12 protein-coding genes are annotated in these 13,485 nt (G+C 71.9%); 6 read left to right on the forward strand and 6 right to left on the reverse strand.

All coding sequences use genetic code 11. The features are described 5' to 3' along the window. Nucleotides 1-13 precede the first annotated feature (13 nt). Nucleotides 14-958 carry a DUF2510 domain-containing protein gene (locus tag ACIRR8_RS23570; protein WP_404068091.1) on the reverse strand — a complete coding sequence of 315 codons (945 nt, stop codon included), beginning with the start codon at nucleotides 956-958 and terminating at the stop codon, nucleotides 14-16. Between the two features lie 40 nt (nucleotides 959-998). Next, on the reverse strand, nucleotides 999-1,946 hold the full coding sequence (locus ACIRR8_RS23575; protein ID WP_404068093.1) for a LysR family transcriptional regulator: 948 nt from the start codon (nucleotides 1,944-1,946) through the stop codon (nucleotides 999-1,001). A 70-nt stretch (nucleotides 1,947-2,016) separates the two neighbouring features. Between ACIRR8_RS23575 and ACIRR8_RS23580 the strand changes: the two genes are divergently transcribed. Next, complete coding sequence (locus tag ACIRR8_RS23580; RefSeq protein ID WP_404068096.1) at nucleotides 2,017-3,195, forward strand: TDT family transporter; 1,179 nt, start codon at nucleotides 2,017-2,019, stop codon at nucleotides 3,193-3,195. Here the strand turns inward: ACIRR8_RS23580 and ACIRR8_RS23585 are convergent. From ACIRR8_RS23585 to ACIRR8_RS23600, 4 genes are all read right to left on the reverse strand, one after another. Continuing rightward, complete coding sequence (locus tag ACIRR8_RS23585) at nucleotides 3,134-3,844, reverse strand: helical backbone metal receptor (RefSeq protein ID WP_404068099.1); 711 nt, start codon at nucleotides 3,842-3,844, stop codon at nucleotides 3,134-3,136. The two genes, ACIRR8_RS23580 and ACIRR8_RS23585, sit on opposite strands and share 62 nt — an antisense overlap. Nucleotides 3,845-3,859: 15 nt before the next feature. After that, nucleotides 3,860-4,405 carry a helix-turn-helix domain-containing protein gene (locus tag ACIRR8_RS23590; protein WP_404068102.1) on the reverse strand — a complete coding sequence of 182 codons (546 nt, stop codon included), beginning with the start codon at nucleotides 4,403-4,405 and terminating at the stop codon, nucleotides 3,860-3,862. A 162-nt stretch (nucleotides 4,406-4,567) separates the two neighbouring features. Then, the gene (locus tag ACIRR8_RS23595; protein WP_404068104.1) at nucleotides 4,568-7,192 is read right to left on the reverse strand and encodes an ABC transporter permease/substrate binding protein; all 2,625 of its coding nucleotides are present in this window, start codon (nucleotides 7,190-7,192) and stop codon (nucleotides 4,568-4,570) included. Further along, nucleotides 7,185-8,354: a glycine betaine/L-proline ABC transporter ATP-binding protein gene (locus ACIRR8_RS23600; RefSeq protein ID WP_404068106.1), complete on the reverse strand. Its 1,170-nt coding sequence runs from the start codon at nucleotides 8,352-8,354 to the stop codon at nucleotides 7,185-7,187. The genes ACIRR8_RS23595 and ACIRR8_RS23600 overlap by 8 nt, the downstream gene beginning before the upstream one ends. 260 nt (nucleotides 8,355-8,614) lie before the next feature. On the opposite strand from ACIRR8_RS23600, the gene ACIRR8_RS23605 reads away from it, so the two are divergent. The 5 genes from ACIRR8_RS23605 to ACIRR8_RS23625 all read left to right on the forward strand — a co-directional run bounded on the left by ACIRR8_RS23605 (nucleotide 8,615) and on the right by ACIRR8_RS23625 (nucleotide 13,444). Beyond that, nucleotides 8,615-9,523, forward strand: a complete 909-nt coding sequence (locus tag ACIRR8_RS23605) for a 5'-3' exonuclease H3TH domain-containing protein (protein WP_404068573.1) — start codon at nucleotides 8,615-8,617, stop codon at nucleotides 9,521-9,523. Between the two features lie 126 nt (nucleotides 9,524-9,649). Next, a complete protein-coding gene (locus ACIRR8_RS23610) occupies nucleotides 9,650-10,501 on the forward strand; it encodes a siderophore-interacting protein (protein ID WP_404068109.1) in 852 nt (283 codons plus the stop codon). A gap of 194 nt (nucleotides 10,502-10,695) precedes the next feature. Beyond that, nucleotides 10,696-11,304: a sigma-70 family RNA polymerase sigma factor gene (locus tag ACIRR8_RS23615; RefSeq protein WP_404068112.1), complete on the forward strand. Its 609-nt coding sequence runs from the start codon at nucleotides 10,696-10,698 to the stop codon at nucleotides 11,302-11,304. After that, nucleotides 11,301-12,053 carry an anti-sigma factor domain-containing protein gene (locus ACIRR8_RS23620; protein ID WP_404068114.1) on the forward strand — a complete coding sequence of 251 codons (753 nt, stop codon included), beginning with the start codon at nucleotides 11,301-11,303 and terminating at the stop codon, nucleotides 12,051-12,053. Before ACIRR8_RS23615 ends, ACIRR8_RS23620 begins: the two co-directional genes overlap by 4 nt. Nucleotides 12,054-12,091: 38 nt before the next feature. Continuing rightward, nucleotides 12,092-13,444, forward strand: a complete 1,353-nt coding sequence (locus tag ACIRR8_RS23625; RefSeq protein ID WP_404068117.1) for a cryptochrome/photolyase family protein — start codon at nucleotides 12,092-12,094, stop codon at nucleotides 13,442-13,444. The last annotated feature ends 41 nt before the right edge of the window (nucleotides 13,445-13,485 follow it).

The following is a 13,485-nucleotide window of genomic DNA, read 5'->3' on the forward strand; positions in this document are numbered from 1 at the left end:
TGCTCGCGCGTGTTCAGGGGCCGATCGACGCGCCCACGCCGCCGCTCGTCGCGCTGTCCCCGATCGGCCGGATCGACCGCGTGATCGTGTCCATCAGCGAGACCGGCAGCTCCGGCCGGTCCGCGTCGAAGGCGAGCCGGACGATCACCGGTGTCTCGGTGCCCACCGTCGACGGGAAGGCCACGGACTGCACCACACCGCCGGGGCCCTTCCCGGTGACGACCCGCCAGCGCACCAGGTATCCGGTGCGCCCGGCGACGGCCACCGGCTGCGCCTTGAGCACCTGGTGGGACGTGATCCCGCCGTGGGTGCGCTGACCCAGGACGTCCTCCTCGTAGGCCGTGTCGGCGGCGGTGGTGATGTCGGCCTCCGCGATGGCCTTGGGGTCACTCCGGCCGGCCCGCGCGGAGCGGGTCGAGACGGTGCCCCGGTAGCAGAAGGAGGAGGTACCGGGGCAGTCGTAGGAGACGGCGGTACGGATGGTCGGGGCGTCGTCGAAGGTGTTGTCCGCCTTCTCCCAGCCGTCGGGCACCGCCAGCGTGATCCCGTTGAGCTGGTCGACGAGGACACCGGGGTCGCCGTCCGGGCTGTGCTCCGGCGAGGGTGTCGGGGAGGTGGCCGGCGCGGTGGGGACCGGGTCGGAGGCGGTGGGTCCCGGGGTCGCTCGCGTACCGCTGTCGTCGGGTCCCAGCAGCACGGCGGCGGTGACGGCCGCGCCCAGGACCAGCAGGCCGGAGAGGGTGATCGCCAGGACGCGCGTACGGCTGCCGCTTCGGGTGGCCGGAGGCGGGACCGGCGGGCCGAACACCTGGGGCGCGTACGGCTGGTGCACCGGCTCGTGCGGTGCGACGGCGGCGGACGGGCGGGTGTGCGCGGTCCAGGCCGTGCCGTCCCACCAGCGGTCGGTGCCGGGTGTCCCGGCGTCCGGGTACCAACCGGGCGGCGTCGCGAAGCTCATGGGGCCACTCTAGGCCGCGTTCACAACGTGTTCGAAGCGGTTACGGAGTCGGGGCGCCGGTGGACCGCCCGGTGCGGGAGAGCAGGTCGCGGGCGGGTCCGGTGGGCCGGTGGCCCGCCGGCCAGACGGCCCGCAGCTGGCGGCGCAGCCGTACGCCGGCGACCGGGATCTTGACCAGGCGGCGGGCGGACAGCTCCTCGCCGAGGGCCAGTTCGCTCAGGACGCAGGGTCCGGCGCCGCTCTCCGCCGCGCCCTTCACGGCGGTCGTGGAGGAGAGTTCCAGCAGCGGTTGCGCGAGGCCGCCGTGGACGGCGAGGGCCGCGTCCAGGACCTGACGGGTGCCGGAGCCGCGCTCGCGGAGGATCAGCGGGGTCGCGGCCAGTTCACCGGGGAGCAGCGGGGTGCGGCGGCGGGCCCACGGGTGGCTGGGGGCGACCACGACGACCAGGCGGTCGTGGGCGATGACGGTGCCGTCCAGGCCTTCCGGTATCGACAGGCCCTCCACGAACCCCAGGTCGGCCTCGCCGGTGACCAGGCGGCGGGCCACGTCCGCCGAGTTGCCGACGAGGAGCGAGACGGCGGTGTCCGGGCGCTCCGCGCGCAGGGCGATCAGCCAGCCGGGCAGCAGGTACTCGGCGATCGTCATGCTGGCCGCGACCCGCAGCCGGGAGTCCCGCCGGTCGCGCAGCGCCTGCGCCCCGGCGTCGAACGCCTCGGCGGCCTCCACCACCCGGCGTGCCCAGTCGGTGACGAGCGCGCCCGCGTCGGTGAGCCGGGAGCCGCGCGGGGAGCGGTCGAGCAGGGCTACGCCGAGTTGCCGTTCCATGGAGCGGATGCGGCTGGAGGCGGCGGGCTGGGTGATGCCGACGTCCTTGGCGGCCCGTCCGAGGCTGCCGTGGCGCGCGACGGCGAGCAGCAGCTCCAGCGCTCCGAGGTCGGGGACCCGGTGGGAGAGGGGGGCGCGGAGGGCATCGTCGTCACTGGACATAAAGCCAGCTTATGACCTCATAGGAACGGGGTCCCTGGTGGGCGGAGCCGGGCGCGCGAAGAATCGTGGCATGGCCATCTTTCCGCAGACCCGGACCGTCGAACCGCTCCCCCGCCAGGACGCGTGGCCGGGCCCGCGGCCGGTCGTGCGGCGGCTGCCGTCCCTGCGGCACATCGGCCCGAACTGGTACGCGAGCGTCATGGGCACCGCGATCGTGGCGAGCGCCGGAGCGGCGCTCCCGGTGGACGTGCCCGGTCTGCGCGGCGCGTGCACGGTGGTGTGGGCGCTGTCGGCCGTGCTGCTCGCCGCCGTCCTCGCCGCGCGGGCGGGCCACTGGCTCCACCACCGCGACCAGGCCCGCGCGCACCTCCTGGACCCGGCGGTCGCGCCGTTCTACGGGTGCCTCTCCATGGCGCTGCTGGCGGTCGGCGGGGCCACGCTGACGGTGGGCGCGGACGTCGTCGGCGTACGGGCGGCGCTGGCGGTGGATGTGGTGCTGTTCGTCGCGGGGACGGTGATCGGTGTGGTGGCCGCCGTCGTGGTGCCGTACCTGATGGTCGTACGCCACCGTCCGGCGCCCGGCACCGCGTCACCGGTCTGGCTGCTGCCGCTGGTCGCCCCGATGGTCTCGGCCTCGCAGGGCGCCCTGCTGGTGCCGCACATGGCGGCCGGGCAGGGGCGTGAGGCGCTGCTGCTGGCCTGTTACGCCATGTTCGGGCTGTCTCTGCTGGCCACGCTGGTGGTGCTGCCGCTGGTCTTCGCCCGGCTCGTCCACCACGGTCCGCTGCCGCTCGCGCTGACGCCGACGCTCTTTCTGGTGCTGGGACCGCTGGGCCAGTCGACGACCGCCGTCAACCAGCTGGCCGACGCGGCTCCTGGGGCGGTGGCGGGGCCCTATGCCTCGGCGTTCGGGGCGTTCGCGGTGCTCTATGGGGTGCCGGTGATGGGGTTCGCGCTGCTGTGGCTGGCGCTGGCCGGGGCGATGGTCATAAGGGCGACGCGTGACGGTATGGGGTTCGCGATGACGTGGTGGGCGTTCACGTTCCCTGTGGGGACGTGTGTGACGGGGGCGGCCGGGCTGGCCCGGCACACCGGTCTGGACGCGCTGACCTGGCTGGCCGTGGCGCTGTACGTGTTCCTGTTGGCCGCGTGGCTGGTCGCCGGAGCGCGGACCGTACGCGGGGTGGTCAGCGGAGCGCTGACGGCAGCTCCTGTGCCGCCCGCAGCAGCGACGGCCCGTACCAGGTGAGCAGACGCCCGTCGACGAGGGCGGCGGGCAGGGTGGGGAATGCCTCGGGCCCGTCCTCTGCGGTGAAGCGGTAGGGCTCGTCCGGCAGGACCACCAGCTCGGCACCGGACGCGTTCAGCTCGTCGAGCGGGATGCGCGGGTAGCGGTCGGCGTGGTCCGCGTACACGTTGCGCACCCCTAGGCGGGCCAGCAGGTCACCGGCGAAGGTGTCGCGGCCGAGCACCATCCAGGGCCTGCGCCAGATCGGTACGACGGCGGGGCGCGGGCTCGCGGAAGGCACGGGCAGCGCGGACCAGGCCTCCTCGGCCTCGGCGAGCCAGCGCGGGCGGGTCAGGCCGCAGCCGGTGGTGAGGACCCGGTCCAGCTCGGTGAAGGCCTGGTCCAGGGTGCGGATCTCGGTGACGAGGACGTGGAGCCCGGCCTCCCGGAGCGCGGCGAGGTCGGGGGCCCGGTTCTCCTCCTCGTTGGCGATGACGAGGTCGGGTGCGAGGGCGGCGACGGCGGCCACGTCCGGGTTCTTCGTGCCGCCGATCCGGGCGGCGGCCAGGCCTTCGGGGTGGGTGCACCAGTCGGTGACGCCGACGAGCAGCCCGGGAGCGGTGACGGCGACCGCCTCGGTGAGGGAGGGGACCAGGGAGACGACACGCACCGGTGACCCCGGCCCTCAGCGGCGCGAGTCGTACGTGGCGTCGATGTGCTCCGCCACCGCGACCAGCAGGAGCCGGGTGCCGGGCAGGGTGGCGCGCCAGCGGTGCCGTACGCCGCCGGAGAGAAACAGGGTGTCGCCGCGCCCCAGCCGGTACGCCTGGCCCTCCGCCTCGACCTCGGCGGCGCCCTCGACGACGTACATCAGCTCGTCGTTGCGGTGCTGGAACTCGCGCCCGAGGTCCTGCTCGCCGGTGAACTCCAGGGCGCTGAGCTGGTGGCGCCCGCGCACCACCCGGCGTACGCCGTCGCCTTCCTCTCCTCGTACGACATCGACCGCGCGCGCCGAGTCGGCGGCGGCCCGCAACCGTGAGGTGGTGGTCTCCAGCGCCTCGGCGACCCGGTCGAGGGAACGGGCGCTGGGGCGGGCGCGCTCGTTCTCGATCTGGCTGAGGAAGGGCACGGAGAGCCCGCTGCGCTCGGCGACCGCGGCCAGCGTGAGGCCCAGGGTGCGGCGCCGACGGCGGACCGCGGCACCCACCCGCGGTGTGTCCTTGTCGTCCATGAACGGCTCCCTCCCGCCTCAGCCATCCTCCCGGCTGCCAGCACCTTACGCACATGGTTGCGCGAGACGTCCGGTTATCGGCCCCCCGGACAGCCGGAAGGGGTGGGCCCCGCCCGACGGCGGCGCCCACCCCTCACCTGCGCTTTTCGCGTTCCGGAACCCCTACTGGGGTGCCATGGTGTCCGCGATGCCGGGATTTTCGTCCATCCAGGCCTTCACGGCTTCCTCCTCGTGGCCCGCGCCGCGCTTCTGGATCTCGTTCTCCAGGCCGCCGAGCTGCTTCTCGTCGAGCTTGAAGTTCTTGAACCACTTGGTGAGCTGCGGGTACTGCTTCGGGAACTCCTTGGAGGCGATGGTGTGCAGCCGGTCGCCGTCACCGAACGTCTTCTTGGGGTCCTTCAGCTTGGTCATGCCGTACTCGTTGTACGCCCAGTGCGGGGTCCAGAGCAGGACGGCGATGGGCTCCTTCTTGGCGTACGCCCGCTTCAGCTCGGCGAGCATCCCGGGCGTGGAGGAGTCCAGGACCTTGTACTCCTTGTCCAGGCCGTAACTCGGCAGGACGTTCGTCTTGAGGTTCTCCATGGTGGCGGTGCCGGGCTCGATGCCGACGATCCGGCCCTTGAAGTCGCCGCCCTTGCCCTTGAGGTCGTCGAGCGTCTTGACGTCCTTGACGTAGTCGGGGACGGCGACCTCGATGGAGGTCGGCCCGTACCAGGAACCGAGGTCGGACAGCTTGTCGCCGTACTTGTCCCAGTAATTCTTCTGGGTGTACGGCAGCCAGCCGTCGAACTGCACGTCGATCTGGCCGCGCGACATGGCGGCGTACATCGGGCCGACCTCGAACTGCTTGAGGTTGATCTTGTAGCCGCGCTCCTCCAGGACCGCCTTCCACAGGTACGTGGCGGCGATGTCCTCCTCCCAGGGGAACCAGGCGACCTCGACCGGGCGCTTGCGCTCGTCGTCACCGCCGGCCGCCTGGGCGTCCTTCGGGGCCGGGGACCACTTGTCGGCGACGCCCGGGTTGGCCTCGAGCCAGGTGCGGACGGCGTCCTGCTCCTTGCCGGAGCCGGCCTTCTGGATCTCGGCCTCAAGGCTGGTGAGCTGCTCCTCGCTCATCTTGAAGTCCTTGAGCCACTTGGCGACCGTGGGGTTCTCCTCGGTGAAGCCCTTGCGCGCCAGGGTGTGGATGCCGTCACCCTTGCCCCAGAGGCCCTTGGGGTCCTTGAGCTTGGTGAGGTCGAAGTCGTTGTACGCCCAGTGCGGCGACCAGAGCGGAACGACGATCGGTTCCTTCTTGGCGTACGCGCGCTTCAGCTCGGCCAGCATGGACGGCGTGGAGCCGTCGATGAGCTTGTACTCCTTGTCCAGGCCGTAGCCCGGCAGCAGCTTGTCCTTGAGCAGGCCCATCTCACCGGCGCTCGGCTCGATGCCGACGATCCGGCCCTTGAACTCGGAGGCCCGGCCCTTCAGGTCCTCCATGGACCGGACGTCCTTCATGTACGCCGGTACCGCGAGCTCCAGCGAGGTGGGGGCGTACCAGGGGCCCATGTCCTCCAGGCGGTCCTGGTACTTCTTCCAGTAGCTGGCATGGGTGGTGGGGAGCCAGGAGTCGGTCTGGAAGTCGATCTGGCCGTTGGCCATGCCGGTGTAGAGCGCGCCGGCCTCGTACTGCTTGACGTCGACCTCGTAGCCGCGCTGTTCCAGCATCTCCTTCCAGAGGAAGGTGGAGGCGATGCCCTCGTCCCACGGGATGTAGCCGATGGAGATCTTCTTGCCGTCGCCGACCTGCGCGTCCGCGCCGGAGGCGGTGTTCTTGGCGGAGCCGCCGAAGATGCCCATGCCGCCCGCGACGAGCGCGAGGGCCACGATGCCGGCGACCGCGACGACGGGCTGCGGGCGGTAGGCCCAGATCTTCCAGCCCTCGACGGACGCCTGCGCCTTGGCGGCGGCGCGGCGGCCGAGCGGGGAGACCTCGCGGCCGAGCGCGCCGGTCATCCGGTCCAGGTACATGGCGAGGATGACGATGGAGATGCCCGCCTCGAAGCCGAGGCCGACGTCGATGTTGCCGATGGCGCGGTAGACGGAGCCACCGAGGCCGCCGCCGCCGACCATGCCCGCGATGACGACCATGGACAGGCCCAGCATGATGACCTGGTTGATGCCGGCCATGATCGTGGGCAGCGCGAGCGGCAGCTGGATGCGGAGCAGGGTGTTGCGCGAGGTGGTGCCGAAGGCCTCGGCCGCCTCGACGAGTTCGCCGTCGACCTGGCGGATGCCGAGCTCGGTCATCCGGACGCCCGGGGGCAGCGCGAAGATGATGGTGGCGATGATGCCGGGGACCACGCCGACGCCGAAGAAGATGACGCCGGGGATCAGGTAGACCATGGCGGGCATGGTCTGCATGAAGTCCAGGACCGGCCGGACCACCGCGCTGACGGTCTTGGACCGGGAGGCCCAGATGCCGAGCGGTACGGCGATGAGCAGCGTGACCAGGGTGGCGACGAGCACCAGGGTGAGCGTGTCCATCGCCTCGGCCCACAGCTCGACGGAGTCGATGAGGGCGAATCCGACGAAGGCCAGCAGCCCGGCGGGCAGGCCGCGCAGCCACCAGGCGATGATCGCGACGATGCCCGCGAAGAGGAGCGGGTGGGGGGCGGAGAGGACGGCGGCTATGCCGTCGAACATGCCGCTGACGATGGAGCTGATCGCGTCGAACAGCCAGGCGAGGTGGGTCTGGAGCCAGTCGACGGCGGAGTCGACCCATTCGCCGAGAGGGAGCCTAAACACTGGCCACCTTCTTCACGGCATCGTTGTCAGGGAGCGTCTTGTCCGGTGACCCGGAGTCCTTGGATGCCACGGAGTCCTTGAGGGCCTCGGTGGGTGTCATCGGGTCGCCGAGCACGGCGAGCAGCCGGGAGCTGGGCACGACGCCGACGAGCTTGCCCTTGGCGTCGGTGACGGCCACCGGGTCCGCGCTCTGCGAGCAGGGGGTGAACAGCTCGATGATCGGCGTGGACTCCGTGACCGTGGCGGGGGCCGCGGCGAGGACGTCCTGCGGGGTGCGCAGCTCCTTGCCGTCGGTCGTGGTCGAGCCCATGACGGTGTGCGCCTCGGCCATGATGGCGCCCGCGGTGAGCACCCGGGAGCGGTCGACGTCCTGGGTGAAGGAGGCGACGTAGTCGTTGGCCGGGGTGACGAGGATGTCCTCGGCGGTACCGAGCTGGACGATCCTGCCGTCGCGCATCACGGCGATCCGGTCGCCGAGGCGCATGGCCTCGTTGAGGTCGTGGGTGATGAAGACGATGGTCTTCTTCAGCCGCTTCTGGAGCTCCAGGAGCTGGTCCTGCATGTCGCGCCGGATCAGCGGGTCGAGCGCGCTGAAGGACTCGTCCATGAGGAGCAGGTCGGCGTCGGTGGCCAGGGCGCGGGCGAGACCGACGCGCTGCTGCATACCGCCGGAGAGCTCGTCGGGCCAGGAGTTCTCCCAGCCGGCGAGGCCGGTCAGCTCCAGGGCCTCGGTGGCCCGCCTGATCCGCTCGGCGCGGGGTACCCCCTGGACCTCCAGGCCGTACGCGGCGTTGTCCAGGACACTGCGGTGGGGGAAGAGCGCGAAGTGCTGGAAGACCATGCTGATCTTGGTGGAGCGCACGTTCCGCAGATCGCGGGGGCTCAGGGCGGTGAGGTCCTGGTCGTCGAAGAGCACGCGTCCGGCGGTGGGTTCGAGCAGCCCGTTGAGCATCCGGAGCAGCGTGGACTTGCCCGAGCCGGACAGGCCCATCACGACGAAGATCTGGCCCGGCTCCACCGTGAAGGAGGCGTCGATCACCGCTGCGGTGGTTCCGTCGGCGCGGAGTTCGTCGCGGTCCGCGCCGCCCTCCAGCTTCCGGACGGCTTGATCGGGTCGTCGGCCGAACACTTTGTACAAGTTCTCGGCTTGCAGCCTGGACACATCCACCTCACGGGTCGAACTGAAAAACGGTCTGCCACCCCCGCCGGCAGACCGTGGAGCAGTGCGGTTTCGGCCCGCATGGCACATGCATTAGTTGAAAATGCGACGTGGTCCGCTCCGATGGCGCGCCTGCCCGCACTTACACAGACCAAACGGAAATGTGTTCCAGGTCACCACAGGCGTGCGCGCCGGTCACCGGGAGCCATCGACGGCGACTGTCAGCGGCGTGGGGCATCATCGGTTGGGTGACGCGACGCCTGATGCTCCTCGACACCGCCTCTCTCTACTTCCGCGCCTATTTCGGCGTCCCCGACTCGGTGCGCGCGCCGGACGGGACCCCGGTCAACGCCGTGCGCGGACTCCTCGACTTCATCGCCCGCCTGGTCCAGGACCACCGGCCCGACGAGCTGGTCGCCTGCTGGGACAACGACTGGCGCCCGCAGTGGCGGGTGGACCTGATCCCGACGTACAAGGCGCACCGGGTGGCCGAGGAGACGCCGGCCGGGCAGACCGACGAGGAGGAGGTCCCCGACACCCTCTCCCCACAGGTCCCGATCATCGAGGACGTGCTGGCCGCGCTGGGGATCGCCCGCGTCGGCGTGACGCCGTACGAGGCGGACGACGTGATCGGCACGCTCACCGCCCGGGCGACCGGCCCGGTGGACATCGTGACGGGCGACCGCGACCTCTATCAGCTGGTCGACGACGCCCGGCGGGTGCGGGTGCTCTATCCCCTCAAGGGCGTCGGCACGCTCCAGCTGACCGACGAGGCGTGGCTCCGCGAGAAGTACGGCGTGGACGGCGCGGGCTATGTGGACCTGGCCCTGCTCCGCGGCGACCCGAGCGACGGCCTCCCGGGCGTGCCCGGCATCGGCGAGAAGACGGCGGCCAAGCTGCTGGACGCGTACGGGGACCTGGCCGGGATCATGGCGGCGGTGGACGATCCCCAGGCGAAGCTCACCCCCTCGCAGCGCAAGCGGCTGGACGAGGCGTGGGATTACGTGGCGGTCGCGCCGAAGGTCGTGCGGGTGGCCCAGGACGTGCCGCTGCCCGATTTCGACCCGGCGCTGCCCCGCGAGCCGCGCGACCCGGCCGCGCTGGAAGCGCTTGCCGAGCAGTGGGGGCTGGGCGGGGCGCTTCAGCGTCTCCTCACCACACTCCAGGCCTGAGGTGTTAACTTAGGCATACCTAAGTCATCGGGGCCGGAGGTGTCCGGCCCCATGTGCCGACACGTACGCCGCGCTCACCCGTCCACCGACGAGTGGGCCCGTACGTCACAACCCAGGGAGTACCTCGTGGCAGAGCGGCCGGCCCGGCAAGGACCCAAGGCCCAGGGGGCGCAGGTCGTGCGCACCGAGCAGATCACCCCGCACATGGTGCGCGTGGTCCTCGGCGGCGAGGGGCTCGCCGGCTTCTCCCTGGACGGCTTCACCGACCACTACATCAAGCTGTGCTTCGCGCCCGAGGGCGCCGACTACGCGCACCCGTTCGACATCGCGGCCATCCGTGAGAGCCACCCGCGCGAGCTGTGGCCCACCACCCGTACGTACACGATCCGCTCGTGGGACCCGGTCGCCCGGGAGATGGCGGTCGACTTCGTCGTCCACGGCGACGAGGGCCTCGCGGGCCCGTGGGCACGGCGCGCCCAGGTCGGCGAGCAGGTCACCTTCCTCGGCCCCGGCGGCGGCTACGGGCCGCAGGCCTCGGCCGGCTGGCACCTCCTGGCCGGCGACGAGAGCGCGCTGCCGGCGATCGCCGCGTCGCTGGAGCAGATGCCGGCGGGCGCCCTGGTGCACGCCTTCGTCGAGGTGCCGGACGCCTCGGAGGAGCAGAAGATCGTGACGCCCGACGGGGTGGAGGTGACCTGGCTGCACCGCGGCGACCGGCCCGTCGGCGAGCTGGTGACCGCGGCCGTGAAGGGGCTGGACTTCCCGGAGGGCGAGGTCCAGGCGTTCGTGCACGGCGAGGCGGGCTTCGTGAAGGAGATCCGCCGCCACCTGCGCGTGGAGCGGCAGATCCCGCTCGCCCAGCTGTCGATCTCCGGCTACTGGCGCCTCGGCCAGAACGACGACGCCTGGCGCGCGGTCAAGCGCGAGTGGAACGAGCAGGTGGAGCGCGAGCAGGAGGGCCCGGCAGCGGCCGCGTAGGCCCCGCGCCGCAGGCGTCCAGGACTTCGCCCACCGCCGGTCCCGGCGGTGGGCGAAGTCCGTCCGCCGCCGGGTGAGCGGGCGCGGCTGAATCGCGCCGCTGCGTCGCACGGTCGGGCGGAACAGATTCTGGAAAGATCGCGGGCACTGGACCAATCCGCACGGCCATCGGCTCCGAACCATTCCCGGAAGCGATGACGTCCCGGGAGGAAACCCGCGTGAACCAAGCCGTACAGATGAGCGGGGTGCCCTCGCCGGAGCCTGACTTGCAGGAACTCATGGTGCGGGTCGCGCGCGGGGACCAGGACGCGTTCGCCAAGGTGTACGACGCGGTCTCCGGGCCTGTGCTCGGCCTCGTCCGCAGCGTGCTCCGCGATCCGGCCCAGTCGGAGGAGGTCGCCCAGGAGGTGCTGGTGGAGGTGTGGCGTACCGCCCCCCGCTTCCAGGCCGCCCGGGGCAGCGCGATGAACTGGGTGCTGACCCTGGCCCACCACCGGGCCGTCGACCGGGTCCGCTCGGCCGAGGCGTCGGCGGCCCGCGAGCACAAGGCGGCGCTCCTGGACCGGACGCCCGCCTTCGACGAGGTCTCCGAACAGGTGGAGACCCGGCTGGAGAGAGAGCAGGTACGCCGCTGTCTGCGGACCCTGTCCGAACTCCAGCGACAGTCCGTCACCCTGGCCTACTACCAGGGCCTGACCTACCGTGAGGTGGCAGAGCTCCTCACTGTGCCACTGGGCACCATCAAGACACGACTCCGCGACGGCCTCATCCGGCTGCGCGACTGCCTGGGGGTGAGCGCATGACCACGGCCGATCTGCACACGCTGACCGGGGCCTATGCCCTGCATGCGCTGCCGGAGGACGAGCGCCGCGAGTTCGAGCGGCATCTGAGCGACTGCGAGGCCTGCACCCAGGAGGTGCGGGAGCTGTCGGCCACGGCCGCCCGGCTCGGGCTCGCCGTCGCCGAGTCCCCGCCGCGCGAGCTGCGCGCGAGGGTGCTGGCGGAGATCACGACCGTACGCCAGGAGACGCCGTCGCACGGCAGAACGGGACGCACGGGCGGCGGTGGCCGCACCGGCCGCTGGTCCAGCTACGCGCTCGCCGCCTGCATCGCGGCGGCGGCCGCCTTCGGCGGAGTGGCGGTGTGGCAGAACCAGGTGGCGCAGGACGCCCGCCAGGAGGCGAACGAGGCCACGCGGCAGAGCGAGCAGCTGGCCGAGGTACTCTCCGCGCCCGACGCGAAGACCACGTCGAGCGATCTGGGCGGCGGCGCACGCGCCACCGTCGTCGTCTCCCAGGACCGGAACCAGGCGGTGATCCTGGCCTCGGGGATGGAGCGGCCGCCGAGCGGCAAGGTCTACCAGCTCTGGTTCAACGACGGGGGCACCATGCGCTCGGCCGGTCTGATGGACCCTTCGGCGAGCGATGACGCGGTGCTGCTGGACGGACCCGTGGACCGGGCGACAGGCATGGGCATCACGGTCGAGCCGGCGGGCGGATCGGCCGAACCGACGTCCGATCCGGTGGCCGTGATGGACTTCCCGGCCGCCTGACCGTTCGCCTACCCCCCTCTGCAAGGAGCATGCGTTCCATGAGCGTCGCGGTGGTGCTGTTCACCTCCGATCTGCGTCTGCACGACAACCCGGTGCTGCGTTCCGCCCTGCGGGACGCGGACCAGGTCGTCCCGCTCTTCGTCCGGGACGACGCCGTCCACCGGGCCGGGTTCGACGCCCCCAACCGGCTCGCGTTCCTCGCCGACTGCCTGGCGGACCTGAATGCCGGGCTGCGGAAACGGGGCGGCCGGCTCATCGTCCGTACGGGCTCGGTGGCCACGGAGGTGCGCCGGCTGGTCGAGGAGACCGGGGCCGGCGCGGTGCACATGGCAGCCGGGGTGAGCGGGTACGCGGCACGGCGTGAGGAGCAGCTGCGTACCGCCCTGGCGGACAGCGGCTGCGAACTGCGCATCCATGACGCGGTGGTCACCGCGCTCGCTCCGGGCCGGGTGGTCCCGGCGGGCAAGGACCACTTCGCGGTGTTCACCCCGTACTTCCGCCGTTGGGAGGCGGCGGGGGTACGGGGCACACTGAGCGCGCCCCGCACGGTCCGGCTGCCGGACGGCGGTCTATCCTCGGACGACCTGCCGGACCGGGACCAGGTCAAGGGCGTCTCGCCCGGCCTGGCGGACGGCGGCGAACAGGCGGGCCGCAAACTGGTGACGTCCTGGCTCAACGGCGACCTGGCCGACTATGCGGACGGCCACGACGACCTCGCCGGCGACGCCACCTCCCGGCTCTCGCCGCACCTCCACTTCGGTACGGTCTCCGCCGCCGAACTGGCCACCCGTGCGCAGGAGAAGGGCGGTCCTGGCGGCGAGGCGTTCGTCCGGCAGCTGGCCTGGCGAGACTTCCACCACCAGGTCCTGGCGGCCCGCCACGACGCCTCCTGGTCCGACTACCGGCCGCGCCGGGACCGCTGGCGCTCGGACGAGGACGAGATCACCGCCTGGAAGACCGGGCACACCGGCTACCCCGTGGTGGACGCGGCGATGCGGCAGCTGGCGCACGAGGGGTGGATGCACAACCGGGGCCGGCTGCTCGCCGCGAGCTTCCTCACCAAGACGCTGTACGTGGACTGGCGCGTCGGCGCACGGCACTTCCTGGAGCTGCTGGTCGACGGCGACATCGCCAACAACCAGCTCAACTGGCAGTGGGTCGCGGGCACCGGCACCGACACCCGGCCCAACAGGGTCCTCAATCCGCTGACCCAGGCCAAGCGCTATGACCCGCACGGCGATTACGTACGCCGGTGGGTTCCGGAGCTGGCCGGGGTGAAGGGGTCCGCGGTCCACGCGCCGTGGAAGGTGGACGGGCTGGACTATCCGGCGCCGGTGGTCGATCTCGGCGAGGCGCGGGCGCGGTTCGAGAAGGCGCGCGGGCTGGACTGAGCGGCCCGGCACGCCGGACGCGAGTCCGAACCCGCACCGCT

Source organism: Streptomyces sp. NPDC101178 (assembly GCF_044767965.1).
In the GTDB taxonomy this organism is placed as follows: Bacteria; Actinomycetota; Actinomycetes; order Streptomycetales; family Streptomycetaceae; genus Streptomyces.